Origin of the sequence: Cupriavidus oxalaticus (genome assembly GCF_004768545.1) — a bacterium.
GTDB classification, from domain to species: Bacteria; Pseudomonadota; Gammaproteobacteria; order Burkholderiales; family Burkholderiaceae; genus Cupriavidus; species Cupriavidus oxalaticus_A.
Window position 1 is genome coordinate 1,177,936 of the sequence record NZ_CP038634.1, and the last position, 22,569, is coordinate 1,200,504.

Sequence of the window (22,569 nt, forward strand, 5' to 3'; positions counted from 1 at the left end):
GACGCGCCCCGGTTCATGCCCTCATATCCACTGGTCCTGCTGCTCACCGTCGCCGTCGTCTGCTGCATCGGCATGGCCATAGCCACCTGGCCCCGGCGCGACGACCCCACCGTCCAGGCGTTCCTGGTGCTGGCCTTCGGCGCGGTGGTCTGGAGCGGCGGACGCCTGCTTGAGATCAGTTCGACCGACCTGCCCGGGCGCATCCTGTGGGCCAAGATCCAGTACATCGGCATCGTCGCGGTGCCGATCGGCTGGCTGGTGGCGATGGTGCACCTGAGCCGCCCGCGCTACGTGGTGCCATGGTCGCGGCTGTGGCTGCCGGTGATGGCGGCAGTGGTGACAGTAGTGCTGGTCTTCACCAATGAGCGGCACCACCTGGTCTGGACGCGCATTACGCTGATGCCGCCCGGGGTCGCGCCCGGCGCGGTGTTCGAGCATGGCGCGGGCTACGCCGTGGCGGCCTTCTGGTCTTACTCGCTGCTGGCGCTGAGCTGGTTTTTCCTGATCACGGCCGAAGTGCCCAACGACGCCCTGTCGCGCCGCGGCCGCGTCATCCTGGCCGGCGGCCTGGCGCTGCCGCTGATTGCCCATGTGGCTTACCTGAACCGCTGGACCGGCCCGCTGGGCGGCGACCTGACCCCGGCCACGTTTTCGCTGATGGCGGTACTGGTGTGGTTCTGCGCGCTGCGCACGCACCTCGACGATATCGGCCACTACGCCCGGCTGCGCGTGTTCGACGCGTTGCGCGAGGGCTGTGTGATCGTCGACGCCAAGGGCGCGGTGGTGGAATTCAACCCCGCCGCGGCCCAGCTGTGGCCGCAGCTGCACCGCGGCAGCGCGGTGCCGGCAGGATGGGAGACGGCACTGGAATCGGCGCCGGGATCGGCTCAGGGACCGGCTCAGGGATCGGCTCAGGCTGCGCCCGGCCTTGCGCCCGCCACGCCGTTCGTGCCGCCGGGTGCCCCGTTCGAGCTGGCTGTCGAACGCGTCGAGCGCCTGGACGGCAGGCAGATCGGCAGCCTGGTGTTCATGCGCGACATCAGCCGCTTCCAGTCGCGCGAGCTGGCGCTGACCGCGCGCCTCGGCCAGACCGAGGAGCAGCTGTGGCAGGTGCAGGCCGACCTCGACGTCGACGCGCTCACCGGCATCCCCAACCGGCGCTACTTCCAGCGCGAGTCGCTCGCCGCCGTGACCCGCGCGCATGAGCGCGGCCAGCCGCTGGGGCTGCTGATCCTGGATGTCGACCTGTTCAAGCAGTACAACGACCTGCACGGCCACCTGGCGGGCGACGACTGCCTGCGCCAGATCGCCTGCGCGCTGGCCGGCACGGTAACGGGCGAGCAGTTCTGCGCGCGGCTGGGCGGCGAGGAATTCGCGGCGGTGCTGCCCGGCGCATCGCGCGAAGAGACTCGCGACGTGGCGCGCCGCATGGTCGCCGCGGTGCGCGAGCTTGGCATCGCGCACCGCGGCACGCCGGTGCAGCCCGTGGTGACGATCAGCGTGGGCGCGGTCTGCGCCGTGCCCGAGTCGCCGCGGCTGGAGCCGCTGCTGCACCGCGCCGACAGCGCGATGTACCGCGCCAAGCGCGCGGGCCGCAACCGGTACATGGTGGATGGCGAAGCGGCCTGACCAGCCGTGGCCAGAACATGGCGCCGGCTAACCCGCGCGTACCGTCAGCGCGCCCTGCAGCGCCACCAGCCGCGCCGCCGCCTGGCTGACCCACGCCGGCCGCGGCGCCGCATCGAGCCAGTACTTGACCTCGAGCCCGAGCGCGGTGTCGCCGCTGATCACCAGCTTGCGCTGGAAGAACAGCGTGTCGGTGTCGGCCTCGCCGCCGAGCAGCCGCAGGTAGTCGACCGCGGCGGCGCGCAGCGTCAGCGCGGGTTCGCCGCTGCCGGCACCGGCGGTGCGGAAGCACCCGCCTTCGCAGCGGAACGGCACTTCCAGCCCCAGGTCCTGCACCGTCAGCAGGAATACATGGCCTTCCAGCGCGGCCGGCGGCTCCAGCCAGCCGGCGCGCCGCGCCAGTTCCAGCGCTGCCACCAGCGGCAGCGCGCGCGCCCGCGCCGGCATGCGCCGGTGCACGCCGGCCATCAGCTTGTGCAATGGGCTTGTGTTCGCATTCATGCCCGTGCCTCCCACGCAATGCCGGCGCCGCCGTGCCAGTAGCCGTTGCAGGGCTGCGCCCCCGCCGGGGCGATGCCGCTGGGCGCCGGCGCGCGCTCGCCCGCGCGGATCGCCGCCAGTTGTTGCACCACCTCCAGCGTGCCGGTCGAGTGCGGGCTGACGCGCAGCATGTCCACGCCCATCGCGGCCATGGCGAGCGCCTCGGCGCACAGGTCGAGGCAGGTCGCGCTCTGGGTCTGCACGCCGTTGAGCGTGAAGAACGCCTGGCCTTCGCCGGTGGCGGCGACCAGGCCGTCGGGGTAGTCCATGCAGCGGAATTCGCAGCTGTCCTTGCGCAGCCGATGGTGGCGCGCAGTGAAGCAGCGCGCCGAGAACGCCAGCGGCATGCGGCCCCAGACAAAGGTTTCGACGCCAACGCCACCCGGCCGCGCCGCGGCCAGCGCGGCCAGCGTGCGGCCGTCCATTTCCACCGGCACGACGCAGCCGGCCGCGCCCAGCCCGGACAGCCACGCCAGCGTGTCGGCGTGGTAGACGTTCAGGTGCGGGCCGGCGATGAAAGGCCGCCCGCCCATGCAGCGCACCGCGCCAAGGTCATTGGCCTCGACCAGGTAGTCGTGCTGCTCGCAGGCGCGGCGCATCCAGGCGATGTCGGTATCGGACTCCACCAGCACCGGGGTGGACAACACCACCTCCTTGCCGGCATCGCGCAGCATCTGCGCAATCTCCAGCCACTGCGCGTGGCGCAGTTCGTGGCGCCGCGTGCAGACGGTCTCGCCGAGGTAGACGCGGTCCACCGGGGCATCGGCGACGGCGGCGTAGAACTGCAGCACGCGCTCGCGCGGCCAGTAGTACAGCAGCGGGCCGAGGGCGATGCCGAATTGCGGTGCAGTATGTTGCGAGACAGCTCGAGGCGCGGTCGCCGTGGCGGTATCGGGCATGGCAGGTTCCATCGTGGCAAGGGTGGCGGGGAGATCGACGGGGCGATTTAGGCTGGTCGCGTCCATCCGCGTCACCGCCATGGCCGGTCGTAGGCGCCCTGGGTCACCTGGTCGCCCTCGGCATGGCGGCCCAGCGTGGCCTGCCACTCCTGGCGCGGCGCAAAGCGTGCGGGATCGCCACAGGCGTCGTCGATGGCGGCGCGCAGCACGCCGACCACATCGGCGACGTAGCGCGGGCTGCGCTGCCGGCCTTCGATCTTGATCGCAGCGATGCCCATGCCGACCAGCGCCGGCAGCAGGGACAGCGCATTGAGGCTGGTGGGCTCTTCCAGCACGTAGCCGCGCTCGCCCTCCACCTCGAAGCGGCCCTTGCACAAGGTCGGATAGCCGGCCGGCTCGCCGGGCGCGTAGCTGTCGATCAGGATGCCTGACAGGCGCGCCTGCATGGTGCCGTCCTGCTCGGTCCAGCGCACCGCGTGCGCGGGCGAGCAGACCCCCTTGTTGTTGGGCGAATCCCCGGTCGCGTACGACGACAGCAGGCAGCGCCCTTCGGCCATCACGCACAGGCTGCCGAAGCCGAATACTTCCAGCTCGACGCTGGTCTGCCGCGCCAGCTTGCCGATCTGCGCCAGCGACAGCACGCGCGGCAGCACCACGCGGCGGATATTGAAGCGCTCGCGCATCAGCTCGATGGCATCGGCATGCGTGGCCGAGCCCTGCACCGACAGGTGCAGGCGCAGCCGCGGATGGCGCTCGCAGGCGTAGCCCATCAGGCCGGCGTCGGCCATGATGACCGCGTCGGCACCCAGTTCCGCCGCGGCGTCGACGGCGCGGTGCCACTGCGGCACCGCACCCATCTGCGCGAAGGTGTTGATCGCGAACAGCACTTCGGCGCCGCGGGCGTGGGCTTCGGCGACGCCGGTGCGGATGTCGGCCTCGGTAAAGTTCAGGCCGCCGAAGTTGCGCGCATTGGTGGCATCGCGCAGGCCCAGGTAGACCGCGTCGGCGCCGTGCTGCAGCGCCATGCGCAGCGCCGCCAGCGAGCCGGCGGGCGCAACCAGCTGGGGCCGGCGTGGCGCGCAGGCAGGCGCGACGGTGGCCGCATCCGGGCCAGTAGAGGCAGTTGTCATGGTGTGGGAAAACAGGACAAAAAACAGGACAAAGACAGCGGCCGATGCTAGCCACGCGCTGGCGCAAGGGGCTTGATCGCGCGCAAACCCGCACCAACGGCACATGGCTGGCGCCGGCGTATGCCGGTCGGCGTAGGCCGATGGCAGGCAGCGCCCGTGGGCTTGACCTGCGGCAAACGCAGGGGCTTTCCGCTGTGCCACGCTTCGCCAGTCACCCCCCGCGCCAGGCCGGCTGCCGGCCACACGCGATTCACCTTCCGGAGATCCCTTTTATGAACGAACACTGGCTGAAGCTGGCCGGCCGCCGCCTGTTGCCCATCGTGCAGGGCGGCATGGGCATCGGCATCTCGGCGCACCGGCTTGCCGGCGCAGTGGCACGCGAGAACGGCGTGGGCACCATCGCCAGCATCGACCTGCGCCACCACCATCCCGACCTGATGGCGCGCACCCGCGGCGTGCGCGACAAGGCGGGCATCGAAGCCGCCAACCTCGAGGCGCTCGACCGCGAGATCCGCGCCGCGCGCACGCTGTCGGAAGGCCGCGGGCTGATCGCGGTCAACGTGATGAAGGCGGTGGGCTCGCATGCCTCGCTGGTGCGCCAGGCGTGCGAAAGCGGCGCCGATGCCATCGTGATGGGCGCAGGGCTGCCGCTGGACCTGCCCGAGCTGGCCGCCGGCCACCCCGGGGTGGCGCTGATCCCGATCCTGTCGGAATCCCGCGGCATCGGCCTGGTGCTGCGCCGCTGGATGAAGAAGGGCCGCCTGCCCGATGCCATCGTGGTCGAGCACCCGGCCCATGCCGGCGGCCACCTTGGCGCCGCCACCATCCAGGACCTGTCCGAGCCGCGCTTTTCGTTCTCGCGCGTGCTGGCCGAGTGCCGCGACCTGTTCCAGTCGCTGGGGCTGGCATGGGACAGCATCCCGCTGATTCTCGCCGGCGGCATCGACAGCCATGCCAAGGTGCGCCACTGGCTCAACGAGGGCGCCGCCGCGGTGCAGCTCGGCACCGCCTTTGCCGTCACCGAGGAATGCGATGCGCATCCGGCCTTCAAGCAGGTGCTGGCCACGGCGCGGCCCGAGACGCTGCGCGAGTTCACCAGCGTGGCCGGCCTGCCGGCGCGCGCGGTGCTGACGCCGTGGCTGTCGCGCTACCTGTCGAGCGAAGCCAGGCTGCAGCGCCGCGCCAAGGTACGAGAGTGCCTGGAAGGGTTCGATTGCCTGCAATCGTGCGGCCTGCGCGACGGCATTGCGCGCATCGGCCAGTTCTGCATCGACCTCAAGCTCGCGCAGGCGGTACGTGGCGACGTGGAACGCGGGCTGTTCTTCCGCGGCAGGGGCGCGCTGCCGTTCGGCGAGGCGATCCGCCCGGTGGCCGAGCTGATCCACTACCTGATGACAGGGGAAAAGCCAGCGGCGCTGGCTTCTGCCAAGGTGGCCGCTACGGCCTGAGCCTGCGTGCCGCGTCCGGATCCCCGGCACGCGGCACCGGACGTGCCTGACGTGCCTGACGTGCCGACATTCAGGCCACCGCCGGCTCCTCCACGCCGGCCTGGCGCGCCAACCCATCCGGATCGATCAGGTAGATCTTGCCGCGCTCGATCCGCACCAGCCGCTCGGCGCAGAACCTGTGCATCACGCGCGACAGGGTCTCGGGCGTAATCCCCAGCTTTGACGCAATCACGCGCTGCGTGCAGGCCAGCCAGGTGCGCCGCGTGGCAAACGCCTGCTCGCGCAGGAAGCCAGCCACGCGCTGCAGCGCGGTCTGCAGGCTGATCGCCTCGATGTCGCGCATCAGCCCATGCAGCCGGCCCGACAGGTTGCGCAACAGCTGCGCGGCCAGCAGCGGCTCCTGCATGACGGCCTGCCACAGCGCCGCCTTGCCGATCTGCAGCACCAGCGTGCGCGTCTGCGCCTGGCAGGCCATGCGCCCCGGCACGTCCAGGCAGAGCAGGTCTTCGCCGAAGGCCGCGCCCGGGCCGAATACTTCGATGGCGCGCTCGCAGGCGGCCTCGTCGCCGGCGGGCGGCTGCAGCGCCAGCTTGAGCAGGCCCTCCGCCACGATATAGAGGCCGGCGCACGGCTCGCCGCCACGGAACAGGTATTCGCCCTTGCGCAGGCAGCGCAGCGTGGCCGCGGCGCGCAACTGCGCCACCACGGCCGCATCGACGCCGCGGAACAACGGCAGCGCTTCCAGGTTGATGGCTTCACCCATGGTGATGACCTCCTTCGGCATGACTGCGTTCAGCATTCCAGGCCGCATGGCGCGGCGGCAGGCCGCCACTGCGGCGCATCTGCCGCATGCAGCGCAACGCGGACAACAATTGCCAGCCGAGCCAGGCATTGGCCGCGGCAAGCAGCAGGCCGCCGGCGCGGGCCAGCGGCACCGGCGCCAGCGGCAGCACCAGTAGCAGCAGGTAGGCCGCCAGCAGCAGCCACGCCTGGCGGCGCTGCCGGGCGGGCACGATGATGGCCTGCATGGCCGGCACGCGCGCGCGCGGCGGCAGCAGCCGGCGCAAGTGCAGCCAGACCAGGAACGGCACGATCTTGCCGAGCATCGCGGTGACCGGCAGCACGCCGGTGCCGATGAGCGCCATGGTGCCGGCCCACCACGCCAGCGGTGCAGCCAATGCGGGCCACACGATCGCCGCCGCGCCCAGCACGGCCGCGCCCAGCATGCTGGCGCAGGCCACCGGCCACAGCAGCCACAGCGGGTCCTGGCGGCGCCGCGCGCGCAGGGTGCCGGCCAGCCCGAACGCGGCCACCACGGCGACGAACGCCAGCCACGCCAGCAGCACCGCCTGGCCCAGGGCAGGCTGGCCGGGCCATAGCAGGGTTGCGCCGCTGAACAGCGCCAGCGGCACCCAGTGCGCCATCGGCAGGCCACGCGCCAGCGCAGCCGGCAGGCGCCGCGTCTGCCAGAACATCGGCAACACGGTGGTGGCCACGCCGGCCACCAGTGCCGCCAGCCATCCGCCCAGCGCCCAGGCCATATGCATGTCGAGCACCGGCGCCACCGGCACCTGCCACCAGCCGCCGAAGGTGCCGGCAAGCGCGATGCCGCACAGCACCGCGGCCAGCAGCGGCGCGCCGATGCCGGCCAGCGTGCGCGTGGTGGCGTCGACCGCGGCCACGCGCCGTCCGGCAATGAGCAGCAGCGCGCCGGCAAGCAACAGCAGCAGGCCGGCCGCGGCGGCGGCCTGCATGCCTTGCGGCATGCCGCCAAGCAGCCCGAAGCCCAGCCCGGCGGCCACGCCGGCACCGGCCACGGCGACAAACGGTGCCAGCACGCCGGCACCCGGCACGGCCACGCCCGCCACCACCGGCATCATCTGGAACAACGCGCCCACCATCACCGGCATCAGCATGCCCAGCGCGAGCACATGGACCGCCACCAGCGCCAGCGGCGCAAAGCGGTCCGGCAAGCCGCCGGCGGGCCCCGCCGCGAGCAGCAACCCTGCCGCGGCGCCCAGCCACGGCGCCGGCACCAGGCAACCGAACACCACCGCGGGACGCGGCGCGCGCTCGTAATCGAGGTTGGCGGCCTTCATCTGGGTTGCCCTGCGTCGCCAGCGCTAGGCAATGCCGTCGAGCACGGCGTCGAGCCCCGGCACGTGCGCGCGGCACATCGGGAACAGCACATTCTCTTCCTTGATGTTGTGCTGCTGCAGCAGCACCACCAGCGTGTCGGTCTCGGCCGCGAGCGCATTGGCGTCGCGCAGCGACAGCCATTCGCGCACGTTGTCCACCAGCGCGCGCACTTCGTCGTGTTCTTGTCGCATCACGGCGGTCGGGCCGCCGGCCATGCCGGTGGCCTGCTCGAAGGCGGGGAACAGCCGTGCCTCTTCCGCGCCGAAATTGCCGGCCAGCGCGGTCTCCAGCTCGGCGAAGGCCGCGGCGGCCTCTGTCCAGCCGGCTTCGCGCAGCGCGCCTTCCAGGCGTGCCAGCGCGGCGTCGCAACTGCGGTGCTGCTGCACCAGGGTGTCGATGCCATCAGACATGGTGTGGATTCTCCGGACCGGTATTGACCGGATGCTAGGGCGCGGCCCGGCGTGGGGATTTGATCGGGAATAAGTCGGGCGCCAATAGCCGGTGTAAGGGGACTGGCGTGTCGATATATCACAACGTGACATGCTGTAGCGTCGTATTCATCGCCATCACGCTTGACTGCGGACGAGCAATGCGATCCCGGGCGCACATGCGAATTGGCCGACCTCGCGTTTTGTTGATCTGGCGCAGGTAGTGCAGCGCCTGTCACGTGGAGAATTGCCTTCGAGACGCGCGCGCGACTGACGCGACTGACAGTACGCCGGCGTTCCCCTGACAGGTAGCCCCCGATACCGAACCATGCCTTACACCGATCTATCGGCCGATCCCCCGGCCGATCCCCCGGCCGAAGCGCAGGCCGCCACCCCGCTGCGCCACCGCCTTTCCACGCGCATCATCTCGCTGTCGCTGGCCGTTCTGCTGGTCGTCCTCGGCATGATCTCCGGCACGCTGTGGCTGTCCTGGAAGCTCGAAGGCGCCGGCGCCGCCATCAATGACGCCGGCAGCCTGCGCATGCGCGCCAACCGGGTCGCGATCGAGCTGACGCTGGCGCACGCGCAGCGCGGCAATGCGCTGGCGATGCAGGTGCAGGCGCTGGACGGCACGCTGGCGCAGCTGCGCCGCGGCAACCCGTCGCGCCCGCTGTTCCTGCCCGACGAACCCGCCATCCACGCCCAGCTCGCGCGCGTGACGCAGGACTGGCACACCCAGCTGCGCCCGATCGCCATGGCCGGCACCGACAGCACCGCGCCGGCGCGCTATATCGCCGCGCTGCCGGGCTTCGTGGCGCAGGCCGACAAGCTGGTCGGCATGATCGAGCACGACAGCGCGCGCAAGACCGACCTGCTGCGGCTGTCGCAGACGGCGCTGGCGCTGATGGCCTGCGTGGGCACCGTGGCCGTGATCTACCTGCTCTACCTGTGGATCATCCTGCCGGTGCTGCGGCTGCAGGACGGCCTGCGGCGCATGGCCGCGCGCGAGTTCTCGCTGCGCCTGCCGGTGGAGACGCGCGACGAGTTCGGCACCCTCAGCGAAGGCTTCAACCGCATGGCCGGCGAACTGCAAAGCCTGTATCACGACCTGGAGACTCGCGTGGCGCAGAAGACCGCCGAGCTGGAACGCCAGAACCGCGACCTGGAGGAGCTGTACGACATGGCGGCGTTCCTGAACCAGGCCCGCGACGCCGACACCATGGCGCGCGGCTTCCTGGCGCGCGTGATGCGCCAGTTCGACGCCGAGGGCGGCAGCGTGCGCGTGCTCGACCCACGCCACAACCGCATGCACCTGCTGGCCAGCGCGGGCCTGCCCGCGGCGCTGGCCGAGGCCGCGTCGTGCGCCGCCGCCGATGCCTGCCACTGCGGCGACGCGACGCGCGAGGCCGTGATTACCATCACCGACCTGCGCGGCATGCAGGACGGCAGGCAGGGCGCCACGGCCATGGAGGACGGCACGCCGTGCGCGCGCAACGGCTTCCGCGCGCTGGCGGCCTTCCGCATCGAAAGCCAGCGCGGCGCCACCGGCGTGTTCGCGCTGCATTTCCGCGCCCCGCGCGCGCTGCCCGCCTCCGACCGGCAACTGCTCGAAACACTGGGCCAGCACCTGGGCACGGCGCTGGAGCACTTGCGGCTGTCGGCGACGGCGCGCCAGCTGGCGGTGGTGGAAGAACGCAATCTGGTGGCGCAGGGCCTGCACGACAGCATTGCGCAGGGGCTGAACTACCTGAACCTGCAGGTGCAACTGCTTGACGACGCGGTCGCGCGCGACGATCTCGCCGAGACCCGCGAGATCGTGCCGATGCTGCGCCACGGCGTGGAGGAGAGCTACCAGGACGTGCGCGAGCTGCTCAACAATTTCCGCTCGCGCCTGGGCGGCGGCGAACTGCGCCCGGCAGTGGAAGACACCGTGGCGCGCTTCCGCCGCCAGTGCCGCACCGAAGCCACGCTCACCATCGACGAGCATGCCGACGGCAACGGCGCCGGCGGCCGGCCGCTGGCGCCGGAACAGCAGCTGCAGGTGCTCTTCATCCTGCAGGAAGCGCTCTCCAACGTGCGCAAGCATGCGCTGGCCGCGCACGTGACGGTGGCGCTCAGCCACGGCCGCGACTTCCGCCTGGTGGTTGAGGACGACGGCGAAGGCTTCGATCCTGCCGAACCCGCCACGCGCGCCGACGCGCATATCGGCCTGAACATCATGCGCGAGCGCGCCGCGCGCCTGGGCGCCCAGCTGCATGTGCAGGCGGCCCCCGGCCGTGGCGTGCGCATCGAACTGGTGCTGCCGCGCCGCGCCCCACAGAACACAGAGACCCAGCCATGACCATCCGCATCCTGCTGATCGACGACCATACCCTGTTCCGCTCCGGCATCCGCGCGCTGCTGCAGCGACAGACCGACTTCGAGATCGTCGACGAAGCCGCCGACGGCGTGGAGGGCATCAAGCGCGCCAAGCAGCATCGCCCCGACGTGATCCTGCTGGACCTCAACATGCCCGGCCTGTCCGGGCTGGAGGCGCTGCAGCTGCTGGTGGAAGACCTGCCGCAGACCGCGGTGATCGTGCTGACCGTGTCCGAAGAGGCCGAGGAGCTGGCCGCCGCGCTGCGCAGCGGTGCGCGCGGCTACCTGATCAAGAACATCGAGACCGAGGCGCTGATCGCCGGCATCCGCCGCGCCGCCGCGGGCGAGCCGGTGATCTCCGACAGCATGACGGCCAAGCTGGTGGCGCAGTTCCGCACGCCGACTCCCGCCGGCGCGGCGCGCCACGACGACGCGCCGCGCCTGACCGCGCGCGAGCGCGAGATCGTGCAGGGGCTGGCACGCGGCGAAAGCAACAAGGAGATCGCGCGCGATCTCGGCGTGGCCGAAAGCACAGTGAAGATCCACGTGCAGAACATCCTGAAGAAGCTCAACCTCGCCAGCCGCGTGCAGGTGGCAGTCTACGCGGTCGAGCACGGCCTGACCGAAGCGGGCTGAGCGCGCGGCCACAACGGCGCCAATGTGCTGCACGAGCCGTGTGCAGCGCGCCAAAGGCGCATCGCGCACGGCGTCGTCCGATTCCTACACCGTTATCAGTCCCTGCCCGGGGGGACGCAGGCGAGCCTTGACGTAGGCTGAACCTTGAGCAGTGGCCTTTCAGATGCGCGGGCCGCTTCGGTACGGAAGCCCCCGGCTTCCCCGATCCACGAACAAGGAGCACGCCATGGGAATCGGCACTATTCTTCTGATCATTCTTGTCCTGCTGCTGGTCGGCGCCCTGCCGGCCTGGCCGTACAGTTCCGGCTGGGGCTACTGGCCAAGCGGCGGCCTGGGCTTGATCGTCCTGATTGTGCTGCTGCTCGTGGTTCTCGGCCGGATATAGCGTCCCGGCCGTCCAGCGGGCAACGGCGGCAGGCAGGCCCGGCATGAGCGGCATCGCTGCTCACGCCGGGCCTGTCTGCCGCATCGCCCGTTTTTCCTTCACCCTATCCAGGAGACTGACATGCCAGCCAAATCGAAGGCGCAACAGCAGGCCGCTGGAGCGGCGCTCTCCGCCAAGCGCGGGGAAACCAAGGCCGGATCGCTGAAGGGCGCTTCGCGTTCGATGTACAAGTCGATGAGCGAGAAAGAACTCGACAAGATGGCATCGACCAAGACCAAGAAGCTGCCAAAGCACAAATCGGAACGCTGACGCGTTCACGCACCCCGTCGTTCCCGCTCGCGCGGGGACGACGCGCCACGGGCGCGAATCTCAGCGCTCCCTCGCCGCGCCGTTTCAGCCTTTCCCTTTCTTGCTGTTTGCAGGTCCGCCGCAAAATCCTGGCAGCTCCCTGGCCTGGGAACTGCGCGCTAGCCTGATCGATTCGGCCAGCGCCAGTCCGAAGCCGGCGATGCTGTCATGATCCTGCACCACGCGCTCGCGCAGGAAGCCGGCCCAGCGGAAATCCCCATAGGCATTGCCCGGCTTGCGGTAGGCGCCCGCCATGCGCGCAAATGCCGCCAGGCTGCGGTACGGGTCGTCGAGCATCCCCATCACCGTGGGCGGCAGCGCCCTGGGGCCGTGTAGCTCGCCGTGCTCGTCATATGGATGGACGTGGTTGAGCTGGCGCATGCGCTTCCAGAACGCGGACGGACTCAGTGCGCTCAGGTCGCGCAGGATGCGCACCGGCCCCCATTGGTATCCCAGCTCCAGCCAGGCGCGCGCCCAGTGATGATGATCGACGATATAGAGGCTGCCGCCGGGGCCCGCAATGGTCTTGATGCGGTGCCTGCGCATGAAGCGCCGCAGCGCCTCGCCGTCGTTGCGATCCGCGTGGCGCTGCGTGACTTCTTTTTTTTGGCTGACGTGGGCATAGCCCAGCGTGAGTTGCGTAGGGCGCAGGCGCGCGAGTTCGGCAATGGCGTTGCCGTTCCGGGGAATGGCGCGGTCGCGCCGCTCAGTCGTGTTCGGCACGCTTCTGGTTGACGAAATGCTCCAGCTCGCTGCCCGGGTCTTCGTTGCCGGTGGACTGCTCGGCGACCGACTCCCGTGCCAGCGGCCGTGGCCAGTATTCGCCTTCAACGTCCTGCACCGGCTCGCCGTGCACGTTCGGGTCGAAGTCGGTCCACTGCCCGCATTCCCAGCAGCCCTGCGCACGCTCGAGGTGGCTCGCGCCGGCTTCGCGCAGCACGTCCACCGCAACCGACGACAGCCCATTGCCGACGCAGGCGGCCAGCATCACGTTGCCGGCGCTATTGTCGGTGTGGGTCTCGGCTTGCGTCCCGGCCTGCACCTCGCCTTGCGGCCGTACCGACATGATGGAAACGTCCCATACCGAAAAACCCCGCGCGAACAGGATCCGCGCCGCCTCTTCGGCGCTGGCGATGGAGTCGAAGCGACCCGCTACGATCGGTGACATGGTGGCTCTCTGTATCGATGAATGGATGCGGTAGTTTCGCCGCTTGCAAGAGCCACGCCCGCGCCGGACCTGCACGCTGGCGGCCGAGGCGGCGCGCGGCACGTGCAATTTTTGCAAGCGCAGCGCCCGAACTACATGCGCGGCTGGTTCAGCCGTTGACGACCTCGCCGCCGTTGATGTGCAGGATCTGCCCCGTGATATAGCTGGCCGCATCCGAGGCCAGGAACACGAAGCCCGCCGCCACTTCGAATGGCTGCCCCGGCCGGCCCATCGGCGTCTTCTTGCCGAACTCGGCGACTTCCTCCGCTGTAAAGGTGGACGGGATCAGCGGGGTCCAGATCGGGCCCGGCGCAACACCATTGACGCGGATGCCGCGTTCAACCACCTGCAGCGCGAGCGAGCGCGTGAACGACACGATCGCGCCCTTGGTCGCGGAGTAGTCGAGCAGATGCTTGCTGCCGCGATACGCAGTCACCGACGTGGTGTTCAGGATCGACGCGCCCGCCTTCATGTGCGGCAGCACTGCGCGCGTCAGGTGAAACATCGCAAAGACATTGGTGCGGAAGGTGGCCTCGACCTGGCTTTCTTCGACGTCTTCCAGGGACTTCTCGGGATGCTGCTCGGCGGCGTTGTTGACCAGGATATCGAGCTTGCCGAATTGCTGCAGCGTCTGGCGCGCAACCCCCTCGGCATGGCTGCGGTCGGCAAGATCGCCCGCGACGGCGAGGCACTTGCGTCCGGAGGCTTCGACCAGTTCGACGGCTTCGCGGGCGTCGGCATGCTCGTCGAGGTAGGCAATGACAATGTCAGCGCCTTCGCGCGCAAAAGCCACCGCTATGGCGCGGCCGATGCCGCTGTCGCCGCCGGTGATCAGCGCCACGCGCCCTTGCAGGCGGCCGCTGCCGACGTAGTCGTCCGCGCCGCTGTCCGGCTGCGGCCGCATGGGCGCTTCCAGCCCGGGTTGGCGGTCCTGGTGCTGGGGTGGGACGCTCTTCGGTGTGGACATGGCTGACTCCTGTCTGTGGAGGGCGCGCTGGCCCTTGCGCGTGCCGCGCAAGTTCCATGCCGCTGGGAGGCACCCGGCATGCTGCCCCCGCAGCGCGCCGCGCCAACTGCGGTGACGTCGCAGCCGCCCGTAACCGTTACATCGCCCGGCAATCCTTACAGCGGTGCCACGCCCGCGGCGGCGTGCGGGCGCGGCAGCGAAGGGGCACGGATTTTGCGGCTTTCCCCTGCGGAAACCCTGCGGAAACCACCGCACTTCAACGGCCCGGCGCCGCAGCCAGCTTTGCGCAGGCAACGGCCCAGCCGGACCATTCAGCCAGGAGGCAAGCAATGTTCAACTTCCGCAACGACCGCGGCAGCCGCGGCGGAAATCAGGGCCAGCGCCAGCAAGCGGGCCGGCGCGACGAGAGCCGGGGCAGCGGCTCGGAAGACTGGGGCCAGGAATGGGGCGAAGACTGGCGCGGTGACGAGCGCAGTGACGAGCGCGAGGGCCGCGGCGAGTGGCGCGGCGAAAGCCGCGGCCGCTCGGGTGGCCAGTACGGCAACGAACGTGGCGATGAACGCCGCGGCAGCGAATCCGCGCGCCACGGCGGTCCGTGGTACCAGCAGGACACGCCCTCCGGCCAGGGCCGCGGCAGCTGGGGCCAGCCGGGCTATGGCGCATCGGATGCCGGCGGCACCGGCCATCCTTACAGCAGCGGCTACGGCGGCTACCGTCCGTCGGCGCAAGACAGCGGCTATCACGCCCAGGAGCGCGAATCGGGCTATGGTTACCGCGACGAAGACCGCTTCGGGCCGCGCGGCCGTGGCGGCGAGCGCGATGAGCGCGATGAGCGCGATGAGCGGGGCCAACGTGGCGAGCGCGGCGGCCGCGCCATGCACTGGCGCGAAGGCATGGAGCGCGACCGCGGCCAGCGCGGCGGCGAGCCGAGCTATGGCAGCGGCTACTATGGCGATTCCGCCAGCGGCGGCCAGTCATTCAGCGGCGGGCAGCGGGTCTACCCGGACGACTACGGCTATCGCCGCAGCCGGGCCTTTGGCCAGCAGGCGGCCGCGCAGGGATGGAGCCAGCGCAGCCAGCAAGCCGGCAGGCGCATGACCGGCCCCAAGGGCTACCGCCGCTCGGATGAGCGGGTGCGCGAGGACGTCTGCGAGCGCCTCGCCATGAATCCCTACATCGATGTCGGCGAAGTCAGCGTGGAAGTCGCCAACGGCGTGGTCACGCTGGACGGCACCGTGCGCGAGCGCCGCGAGAAGTATGTCATCGAGGAAATCGCCGATGCGGTGTTCGGCGTGACCGAGGTCGACAACCGGCTGCGCGTGGAACGCGGGCAAGGCGGCCAGGGCTCGGCATGGGCCGCGGGCTCCGAGGTTGGTGGCGAAGACACTGCCGGCAGCGCGGCGGATACCGGCACGTCGCCGGAGCGCACGCTGAACAAGAGCTGAGCGCCAGTCATCCGGCGCGGCGCGTCTAAGAAGCGCCTGGCCGCGCCGCGCCGATATGCCACGCCATCCCCGCAAACTTCGTCGTGGTGCCAAGCTGATGGTGCCCCTGGACGCGCTGCACCCGACCCAGATCACTGTCGGCGGCTACCACGTCGCGCAAAAGGTCCACGCAACGCGCCGCGTGCCGCCCGAGCACCGCGCAGCGTTCCTGGACCGGCACCGCGTCCACCTGATAATCGGGCCGGAACAGGGCCTCTACGTGGTCGACCATCACCACTGGGTGCGCGCCTGGCACGACCTCGGCCTGAGCCACGTGCCCGGCATTGTCCGCGCCGATGTCAGCGACCTCGATGTGCCGGCGTTCTGGCGCTACATGGTCACCAACCACCTGGTCCACCCCTATGACGAGCACGGCCGCCGCCGGCCGCTGACCGAGCTGCCCGTGGCCGTCCACGACATGCGCGACGACCCCTACCGCAGTCTTGAAGCATTCGTGCAGCTCGCCGGGGGCTATCGCAAGGTCAAGACCGCCTACCCGGATTTCCGCTGGGCCGATTATTTCCGCCGCAATGTGCCGGGTCCGTTCGACACGGCGCATCACTTCGCCGACGCCCTGACGCGCGCGTTCCGCCTGGCGCATGCCGCGGGTGCGCGCGAACTGCCCGGCTATATCGGTCCGCTGCGGTGCTGAAGCCCGGTGGCGGCTGACGCCCCGGCCCGACGGCCGGCCCGATGCCCGGCAATTGGCCGCTCAGTCATCGCGCCGCACCGCTTGCAGCAAATGCAGCAAGCGGGCTTCGTCAGCGCGCAGCCTGGCCACCGTCGGCGCCTTTCCGCCGGCTTCGAGCACACCGCACAGGTAAGCCTCGATGACGCCGGGATGCACATAGCACTTGCGGCAAACCGCCATGGTATTGCGCAGCTGTCGCGCCACCTCCCGGATCGCGTCGGCCACGGCCTTCTTGCGCGCGGTTTCGCTGGCGGCTTCCGGCAGCTTGCGCAGGATTGCCAGCGCATGCACGCTGCCGGCCCAGGTGCGGAAATCCTTGGCGGTGAATTCGCCGCCCGTCGCCTCCTTCAGGTAGGCATTCACGTCGGCCGAGCCGATCTCGCGGATCTCGCCGTCGCTGTCGCGGTACTTGAACAGCCGCTGGCCCGGCAGGTCGGCGCAGTTGCGCACGACGCGCGCCAGGCGCGGGTCGTTGACCGAGACGTCGTGGGTGATGCCGCTCTTGCCGGTGAACTGGAAGCGCAGCCGGCTGCCGCGCACGGTCACATGCCGGCGCCGCAGCGTGGTCAGGCCATAAGTGCGGTTCTGCTGCGCGTAGCGCGGCGAGCCCACCCGCACCAGCGTGGCATCGAGCAGCACCACCACCGCCGCCACGACCTTTTCACGCGGCATGCCGTTGCGGCCCAGGTCGCGCGCGGCACGGGCGCGCAGCCGTGGCAGCACCGCGCCGAAGGCTGGCAGGCGCGCGTACTTGTCTGAATCGCGCAGTGCCGCCCATTCGGGGTGGTAGACGTACTGCTTGCGCCCGCGCGCGTCTCGCCCCGTGGCCTGCAGGTGGCCGCGCGCATCCGGGCAGATCCACACCGACTCGTACGCCGGAGGGATGGCCAGCGCGGCAATGCGGGCCAGCGTGGTTGCGTCGCGCACGCGTTCGCCATCGGGATCGATATAGCTGAAGCCGCTGCCCTGGCGGCACCGGGTAATGCCAGGGCTGCTGTCGTCGACATAGCGCAGGCCGGCATCGCGCAGCACGGCGTCAAGCGTCGCGGCGGGCTCGGTGGCGGTGAGGATGCTGTCCATGCGCGTTGCGTTCCGGGGCCGGCACTATCCGGGCATTATCCGGGCACTATCCGGGCACTATCCGGCACTGGCCGGGGCTGACGAGGGCAGCTCCCCGCCCATGCCGGCAGCATCGCCGTCGGGCTCCGGCGCCGCGCGTGGCGGCTTGGGCTGCAAGGCACTGTCGGCGCTGACCGGGCCGGCGCGCGCCACGGTGATCATCTCGCGCAGCCAGTTGACCAGCAGGCTGCTGTACGCGCGCTGGCTCTCCTCCTCGGTCAGCCCATGGTCGGCGCCCTTGATCACGCGGTAGGTCATCGAGTTGGCATGCACGCAGGCGTCGACATAGCTCATCACCGCGGCGTGCGGAACCACCTGGTCGTGCTCGGATTCGATCACCAGCACGTCGCCGCCGAATTCCGCGCAGGCGCGCACGGCGCGGTTGTCTTCGGGCGCGACCACGCTGCGCCGGTACGCCACCAGATCCTGTTCGCGGTGCAGCTGGCGCTTGGGCAGTTCCCAGCCGGAATCCATGTACAGCGCCGGCGCGCGGAAACCCATCCAGCGCACCGGGCGCATCGCGCTCAGCAGCGCCGCCAGGTAGCCGCCGTAGCTGCTGCCCACCACCGCGATGGCGTTGCGATCGACTTCCGGCTGCCGTACCAGCGTGTCGTACGCGGCGACCACATCGGCCAGGTTGCGCATGCGGGTGACGGTCTCGTATTGCGACCTGGTGCCGGCGTGGCCGGTCAGGTCGAAGGTCAGGCAGACGCAGCCCAGCCCCGCAACCTTGCGCGCGCGCGCCAGGTATTGCTGCTGGCTGCCGCCCCAGCCGTGCACGAACAGCACGCCCGGCAACTTCGTCTCCGGACTGATGAGGGTGCCGGCAATGGTGCCGCCCTCGCTCTGGATCTGCAGCAGTTCTTCATGGGTTGCCATGGGAATCGGGCTCCAGCCTTGCGTACTTGGTCAGGGGGCCGACGTGGCGGTCCTCTCCCTGGAAATAGATCACGGCGCCGGCGGGCACCCGCACGTTGGCGCCATACACCTCGCGCGTGGATGCGACCACGCGGGCGCGGTCCGGATCGTTGCGCAGCGCCTCCAGTGCCGCCAGCTCGGCACCGGTGGCACCGCCTACGCGCCACGACTGCTCGAGCACGCCGCCGAGCACCTGCTCGCGGTCGGCGTCGGGACCAGCGGCCGGGCCGAAGGCCACGTCGTAGTTGCAGCGGGTCAGCACCATGCCGCCATAGCAGGACAGCGCGGCATCGTGGTACACCATCGCCGCGCGCACCGCGGCCAGCGTCCGTGCGTCGAACGGCTGCTCCAGCAGCGTGTCGAAACCGCCGCGCACCACCGTCAGCGTCGAGCCGCCGTAGACCTTCTGGCCACGGTTGTTCTGCGTCAGACCCTGCGTGCCGCAATAGCTGGCGCGCAGCCCGGCCAATTCCACCTGGCCGACGCTATAGGTCTGCGGCGCGTCGAGGTCGCGTTCCACCACGATGCCGTGGGCCTCCACCACCGCAGCGGGCATGGCGGCAAGCGCTTCGTCCAGCGCGCGCGCGCTGTCGACCACGCACTGGCCCAGCCCGCCGATGCCGCATGGCTCCTTCAGCCGCACCGGACCCAGTGCCAGCAGGCGCGTGCCGGCGGTGCGCGCATCGGCAAGGGTGAACGCAGTAAAGCCCGGCAGGGTGGCGCCGACCACACGCTGCACGAAAGCGTCGCTCCATCCTTCGGGCGCAGCCGCGCCCGGCTCGACCAGGCCGTGCGTGATCGCCTTGGTGGCGACGAACGCGTACGGCACCACGCCGCCGAACAGGTCGCCCTTTCCCTGCACGCCAAGGCGCGCGGCAAGGTCCTGCCCGACCAGCGTCTGCGCCGGCACCAGGTAGGGCCGCGGCTGGCCGGGCGCGGTTTCATCATAGGTGCCGGCGTAGCCGATCCCCGCGATCTCGGCCACCTTGCGCGCGATATTGGCCATGGTGGTGCCAAGGTGGCTGTCCGGCTGCCCCAGCGAGTCGCAGCCGTACACCATGACCGTGCGGGACGCAGCGCCGGCCGCTTCCATCTGCTTGCGCTTGCTTGCCTTGTTCGGATCGGACACGGGGTGGCTCCTTGCTCGATGACCTGGTTGGCGCGACAAGTTGACGACTACCGCGGCAAACGGCATGCGTGCCGCTGCCCGGTAGAGCGGCTTATGGACTGGCGTCGGCAATGGCATGCGCATCGGCGCCGCCGCCGCCGTCCTTCGGGCGGTACTGCCGCGAGGCGCGGGCCTGCTGCTTGGCCGCGTGGTTCTCGCGCGCCTCGTCCAGCGAATGGCTCATCTTGAGCCCGTTTTCCTTATCGGCCAGCTCGGCCAGGTGGCGGTAGAAGTTCACCAGCTGCCGCAACTCTTCCTCGTCGAGGTCTTCGATCGAGACCAGCATGTTGCTGGCTTCGCGGTGCGAGGCCAGCAGCTCGTTGAGCTTGAGGTGGACCGCGACGGCGTCCTTGTTCTGGCTCTGCTGGATCAGGAACACCATCAGGAAGGTGACGATGGTGGTGCCGGTGTTGATGACCAGCTGCCAGGTCTCGGAGAACCCGAACATGGGCCCGGTGATGGCCCAGGCGGCCACCACGCCGAGCGCGAGCACAAATGCAGTGGGAGAGCCGGCTCGGCGCGTGGCACCACCCGCGAAGCGGTCAAACGCGTGCAATACGCTGTCACGCCTAGACGCTGGCTGATGATTGACGCGCGGCAGGTTCGGGCTGGACTTGCTCATCGTTGCGCTCCTCTGTTGCGCCTTGCTCGTTCGCGCGGTGCGCCGGCGCCGCGGCATGCTGATTTCATTGTATGGAGGGCATGGGGCCGATGTGCAGCGGGCGCAGTCCTACAACGCGCGCAGCACTTGCCTGGCAATCCGCGGCACACGGCTTGCGTTTCCGCCGCGCGCGGCGCGCATGCCGCTGGCAGCTTGCGCGGGAATGGTTCTTGCGCCGGACAGGGTTTATCTGTCGAGGAGCCGAAATGAACGAGAACGCCCCTTCCCCATCCGCCGCCGACGACGAAGCGCTGCGCGTGGCGGTGCGCGCCGAGATCGCCGCGGCATGCGACGGCCGCTTTCCCGACGGCGTGACGCTCGAAGTCTCGGATCGCCGGGTCACCGTGCGGGGCTGCGTGGAGGACGCCGACACCGCGCAGCGCATCGAAAAAGCCGCGGCCGTCAGCGCCGGGGTGCTCGGCGTGCACAACGCGCTGTCGCTGCGTCATGAACCGCCACCGGAGGCGCCGGCGCAGCCCGAAGACAGCGGCATGCAAGCCGACCCATCGCAGCGCCCGTATGGGCAGATCAACCACAAGGTCTGACTCCCCAAAAAATAGAAGCGCCGGATCGGATCCGGCGCCTCGTTCATCGCTCACACTGGCTCACAGCGCTGTCTCCCTTGCTCAGCCCCACGGATCGTAGCGGTCCGCTTCCCAATACGGCGAAATACCGTAGTACTGGTGGATGCTGGTGGCCCACTGCGAATCGGCCATGCTCGGCCAGTGGTCCTTGTCAAACCCGGGTGCGGCCTTGAGACGATCTTTCTCGACGCCGAGCACGAAGCACTTGCGGCGCGTGTCCAGCGTCAGCGCGGACCACGGCAAGGCAAAGAGCTTTTCGCCGATGCCGAGAAAGCCGCCCATGGCCAGCACCGCATACGCGACCCGGCCGCCAAGGACATCGATCATGATGTGATCGATGGTTCCGATGTCGTCGCCCGCCGGGTCGACCACCTTGTTGCCCTCGAGCGTATCGGCGGCCATCACGAACGGGCCCGGGCCCGGGGAATTGCGGTCGATGCCGCCGACGATCGATGCGCCGCGCGGCTGTTCGCCAGGGGATTCAGGTTGGACTTGGGTCATGGACACCTCCGTTTCGGGTTGGCTGCAACAAGTCGCTGCAAAAAAATCATTCCGCGCGGGGCCGGCTGCCCGGTGCCTGGCGTCGCCCGTCTGCCGGCACCGGCGGCACCAGCGGGTCGAAATCCACCCAGCGGCCATCGACCCATTGCCCGTCCGCACGCTCCACGTCCTTGGCGCCTTCCCGGCGCAGCAGGTCCGCGACCGCGGCGGTGTCGCCGCTGGAAACGTGCGCGGCCAGCAGCACGCCGGCGTTGCGCACCGGCGGCTGGCCGGTCACCGGATTGCGGCGCCCGTCGCGCGCCAGCGCCAGCGCGCCCGCGAGCGAACCGAGGTACGCGCCCAGGCCCACGGCAATTACCAGCACCAGGATCGATACCGGCGGTACAGCGGCCAGCGCCGACACCAGCATCGCACCCACGGCAGCGCCGGCCGCGGCGCCGATCACTACACCGGCAATGGCACCGGCGCCGGACTTGCGCGCGCCGGCATCGGCCGCGTGGTCGCCGCCCACCGCGTAGGCAGCGTGCTGCCCGGGCGGATTGACGTAGAACAGGCTAAGGTCCTGGTCCGCGAAACCGCGTGCCTTGAGGCGGCTGGCGACGGATTCGGCGGTACTGAAGCTGTCGAATCGACCTGCGACGATAGCGGTCATGCTGGCTCCATGTCTTGTTGCTAGCGGCCGCGCATGCTGCCCTTGCGCTGACCCGCGGGCTTGGCCCCGACGGGCTGCTGCGCGCTGCCGCGCTTGAGCTTCCAGTCGACGTCGTCGCGCGCGGTCTGCGTCTTCCTTTCGGCGTGCATGGCGGCGCTCGGCGAGATCGGGTCGCTGGCCGGGAAGGTCATCTCCAGGGAGTCGTCGACGGCGGCCTGGTACGTCCTGGCCTCCTTGCCGCGCTGGGGCTTGTCGGAAGCGGCGCTGGCGCGCATCGCCTGCGGCTTGTCAGCCTTCGCGGCGGCCTTGGCTGCAGGGCGGGCCGCGGTCTTGGTAGCGGTCTTGGTAGCGGTCTTGGCAGCGGTCTTGGCAGCGGTCTTGGCAGCGGTCTTTGCAGCAGGCTTGGCGGCTGGCTTGGCCGGCTTGGCTGCCGGCTTGGCCGCTGGTTTTGCCGCGGCCCTGATCGCAGTCTTTGCAGCCGGCTTGGCGGCCGATCGCGCGCCAGGCTTGGCCGAGGATCTTGCGGTGGATGCCGAGGATTTCGCGCCGGACGGCTTGCGGGCAACCTGCGCGGCCTTGTCGGACTTGCGGCTGGCGTTAGGCATGGTTGTTCCCTCCTTGGTTGGGTGACTGACCCATGCAAAGGCCGGGCCAGACCGCCCGGGCCTGACCGACGCGCG

25 protein-coding genes are annotated in these 22,569 nt (G+C 70.1%); 9 read left to right on the top strand and 16 right to left on the bottom strand.

The annotated features are described in order from the left end of the window. The first annotated feature begins 15 nt into the window (after positions 1 to 15). Positions 16 to 1,629, top strand: a complete 1,614-nt coding sequence (locus E0W60_RS05180; RefSeq protein ID WP_135703243.1) for a histidine kinase N-terminal 7TM domain-containing protein — start codon at positions 16 to 18, stop codon at positions 1,627 to 1,629. Positions 1,630 to 1,656: 27 nt separating this feature from the next. On the opposite strand, the gene ubiT is transcribed toward E0W60_RS05180, so the two are convergent. The 3 genes from ubiT to ubiU all read right to left on the bottom strand — a co-directional run bounded on the left by ubiT (position 1,657) and on the right by ubiU (position 4,195). Further along, positions 1,657 to 2,127 (bottom strand): ubiquinone anaerobic biosynthesis accessory factor UbiT, encoded by a 471-nt coding sequence (gene ubiT / locus E0W60_RS05185; RefSeq protein ID WP_135703244.1) that lies wholly within the window; start codon positions 2,125 to 2,127, stop codon positions 1,657 to 1,659. Further along, the gene (locus E0W60_RS05190) at positions 2,124 to 3,065 is read right to left on the bottom strand and encodes a U32 family peptidase (RefSeq protein ID WP_135703245.1); all 942 of its coding nucleotides are present in this window, start codon (positions 3,063 to 3,065) and stop codon (positions 2,124 to 2,126) included. Before E0W60_RS05190 ends, ubiT begins: the two co-directional genes overlap by 4 nt. A 71-nt stretch (positions 3,066 to 3,136) precedes the next feature. After that, positions 3,137 to 4,195: a ubiquinone anaerobic biosynthesis protein UbiU gene (gene ubiU, locus E0W60_RS05195; protein ID WP_431189871.1), complete on the bottom strand. Its 1,059-nt coding sequence runs from the start codon at positions 4,193 to 4,195 to the stop codon at positions 3,137 to 3,139. Between the two features lie 272 nt (positions 4,196 to 4,467). Here ubiU and E0W60_RS05200 point away from each other — a divergent pair, with 272 nt between their 5' ends. After that, positions 4,468 to 5,643, top strand: coding sequence for an NAD(P)H-dependent flavin oxidoreductase (locus E0W60_RS05200; protein WP_133095979.1), 1,176 nt, complete (start codon positions 4,468 to 4,470; stop codon positions 5,641 to 5,643). 70 nt (positions 5,644 to 5,713) lie between these two features. Here E0W60_RS05200 and E0W60_RS05205 read toward each other — a convergent pair whose 3' ends face one another. The 3 genes from E0W60_RS05205 to E0W60_RS05215 are packed head-to-tail and all read right to left on the bottom strand — an operon-like array spanning position 5,714 to position 8,192. Further along, positions 5,714 to 6,406 (bottom strand): Crp/Fnr family transcriptional regulator, encoded by a 693-nt coding sequence (locus E0W60_RS05205; protein ID WP_133095980.1) that lies wholly within the window; start codon positions 6,404 to 6,406, stop codon positions 5,714 to 5,716. Continuing rightward, positions 6,399 to 7,742: a hypothetical protein gene (locus tag E0W60_RS05210; RefSeq protein ID WP_135703246.1), complete on the bottom strand. Its 1,344-nt coding sequence runs from the start codon at positions 7,740 to 7,742 to the stop codon at positions 6,399 to 6,401. Before E0W60_RS05210 ends, E0W60_RS05205 begins: the two co-directional genes overlap by 8 nt. A 24-nt stretch (positions 7,743 to 7,766) precedes the next feature. Beyond that, the gene (locus E0W60_RS05215; protein WP_133095982.1) at positions 7,767 to 8,192 is read right to left on the bottom strand and encodes a hemerythrin domain-containing protein; all 426 of its coding nucleotides are present in this window, start codon (positions 8,190 to 8,192) and stop codon (positions 7,767 to 7,769) included. A 346-nt stretch (positions 8,193 to 8,538) separates the two neighbouring features. Between E0W60_RS05215 and E0W60_RS05220 the strand changes: the two genes are divergently transcribed. From E0W60_RS05220 to E0W60_RS05235, 4 genes are all read left to right on the top strand, one after another. Beyond that, positions 8,539 to 10,551 (top strand): type IV pili methyl-accepting chemotaxis transducer N-terminal domain-containing protein, encoded by a 2,013-nt coding sequence (locus tag E0W60_RS05220; RefSeq protein ID WP_135703247.1) that lies wholly within the window; start codon positions 8,539 to 8,541, stop codon positions 10,549 to 10,551. Further along, positions 10,548 to 11,204: a response regulator gene (locus E0W60_RS05225; RefSeq protein ID WP_133095984.1), complete on the top strand. Its 657-nt coding sequence runs from the start codon at positions 10,548 to 10,550 to the stop codon at positions 11,202 to 11,204. The genes E0W60_RS05220 and E0W60_RS05225 overlap by 4 nt, the downstream gene beginning before the upstream one ends. 226 nt (positions 11,205 to 11,430) lie before the next feature. After that, the gene (locus E0W60_RS05230; RefSeq protein ID WP_133095985.1) at positions 11,431 to 11,589 is read left to right on the top strand and encodes a DUF3309 family protein; all 159 of its coding nucleotides are present in this window, start codon (positions 11,431 to 11,433) and stop codon (positions 11,587 to 11,589) included. A 120-nt stretch (positions 11,590 to 11,709) separates the two neighbouring features. Further along, positions 11,710 to 11,898 (top strand): DUF3008 family protein, encoded by a 189-nt coding sequence (locus E0W60_RS05235; RefSeq protein ID WP_133095986.1) that lies wholly within the window; start codon positions 11,710 to 11,712, stop codon positions 11,896 to 11,898. An 84-nt stretch (positions 11,899 to 11,982) separates the two neighbouring features. Here the strand turns inward: E0W60_RS05235 and E0W60_RS05240 are convergent, their stop codons facing one another. The 3 genes from E0W60_RS05240 to E0W60_RS05250 all read right to left on the bottom strand — a co-directional run bounded on the left by E0W60_RS05240 (position 11,983) and on the right by E0W60_RS05250 (position 14,111). Beyond that, the gene (locus tag E0W60_RS05240) at positions 11,983 to 12,660 is read right to left on the bottom strand and encodes a ParB/Srx family N-terminal domain-containing protein (protein WP_240745845.1); all 678 of its coding nucleotides are present in this window, start codon (positions 12,658 to 12,660) and stop codon (positions 11,983 to 11,985) included. After that, entirely contained in the window at positions 12,644 to 13,105 is a 462-nt protein-coding gene (locus E0W60_RS05245; RefSeq protein WP_135703248.1) for a hypothetical protein, read from the bottom strand. The genes E0W60_RS05240 and E0W60_RS05245 overlap by 17 nt, the downstream gene beginning before the upstream one ends. Positions 13,106 to 13,253: 148 nt before the next feature. Beyond that, positions 13,254 to 14,111: an SDR family oxidoreductase gene (locus E0W60_RS05250; protein WP_135703249.1), complete on the bottom strand. Its 858-nt coding sequence runs from the start codon at positions 14,109 to 14,111 to the stop codon at positions 13,254 to 13,256. 329 nt (positions 14,112 to 14,440) lie between these two features. On the opposite strand from E0W60_RS05250, the gene E0W60_RS05255 reads away from it, so the two are divergent. After that, positions 14,441 to 15,556: a BON domain-containing protein gene (locus E0W60_RS05255; RefSeq protein ID WP_135703250.1), complete on the top strand. Its 1,116-nt coding sequence runs from the start codon at positions 14,441 to 14,443 to the stop codon at positions 15,554 to 15,556. A 55-nt stretch (positions 15,557 to 15,611) separates the two neighbouring features. After that, the gene (locus E0W60_RS05260; RefSeq protein ID WP_135703251.1) at positions 15,612 to 16,247 is read left to right on the top strand and encodes a ParB-like protein; all 636 of its coding nucleotides are present in this window, start codon (positions 15,612 to 15,614) and stop codon (positions 16,245 to 16,247) included. 60 nt (positions 16,248 to 16,307) lie between these two features. Here the strand turns inward: E0W60_RS05260 and E0W60_RS05265 are convergent, their stop codons facing one another. The 4 genes from E0W60_RS05265 to E0W60_RS05280 form a co-directional block, all read right to left on the bottom strand. Then, complete coding sequence (locus tag E0W60_RS05265; RefSeq protein WP_133095991.1) at positions 16,308 to 17,366, bottom strand: DNA topoisomerase IB; 1,059 nt, start codon at positions 17,364 to 17,366, stop codon at positions 16,308 to 16,310. 57 nt (positions 17,367 to 17,423) lie between these two features. Further along, a complete protein-coding gene (locus E0W60_RS05270; RefSeq protein ID WP_135703252.1) occupies positions 17,424 to 18,284 on the bottom strand; it encodes an alpha/beta hydrolase family protein in 861 nt (286 codons plus the stop codon). Beyond that, positions 18,271 to 19,452, bottom strand: coding sequence for a DUF3182 family protein (locus tag E0W60_RS05275; RefSeq protein ID WP_133095993.1), 1,182 nt, complete (start codon positions 19,450 to 19,452; stop codon positions 18,271 to 18,273). The genes E0W60_RS05270 and E0W60_RS05275 overlap by 14 nt, the downstream gene beginning before the upstream one ends. A 91-nt stretch (positions 19,453 to 19,543) precedes the next feature. Continuing rightward, on the bottom strand, positions 19,544 to 20,113 hold the full coding sequence (locus E0W60_RS05280) for a low affinity iron permease family protein (protein WP_135703253.1): 570 nt from the start codon (positions 20,111 to 20,113) through the stop codon (positions 19,544 to 19,546). A gap of 245 nt (positions 20,114 to 20,358) precedes the next feature. On the opposite strand from E0W60_RS05280, the gene E0W60_RS05285 reads away from it, so the two are divergent. Next, entirely contained in the window at positions 20,359 to 20,697 is a 339-nt protein-coding gene (locus E0W60_RS05285; protein WP_133095995.1) for a BON domain-containing protein, read from the top strand. Between the two features lie 81 nt (positions 20,698 to 20,778). Here E0W60_RS05285 and E0W60_RS05290 read toward each other — a convergent pair whose 3' ends face one another. The 3 genes from E0W60_RS05290 to E0W60_RS37320 are packed head-to-tail and all read right to left on the bottom strand — an operon-like array spanning position 20,779 to position 22,494. Continuing rightward, on the bottom strand, positions 20,779 to 21,237 hold the full coding sequence (locus E0W60_RS05290; RefSeq protein ID WP_133095996.1) for a PRC-barrel domain-containing protein: 459 nt from the start codon (positions 21,235 to 21,237) through the stop codon (positions 20,779 to 20,781). A gap of 46 nt (positions 21,238 to 21,283) precedes the next feature. Then, entirely contained in the window at positions 21,284 to 21,889 is a 606-nt protein-coding gene (locus tag E0W60_RS05295; protein ID WP_135703254.1) for a hypothetical protein, read from the bottom strand. 20 nt (positions 21,890 to 21,909) lie between these two features. Then, on the bottom strand, positions 21,910 to 22,494 hold the full coding sequence (locus E0W60_RS37320) for a hypothetical protein (protein ID WP_135703255.1): 585 nt from the start codon (positions 22,492 to 22,494) through the stop codon (positions 21,910 to 21,912). Positions 22,495 to 22,569: the final 75 nt, after the last annotated feature.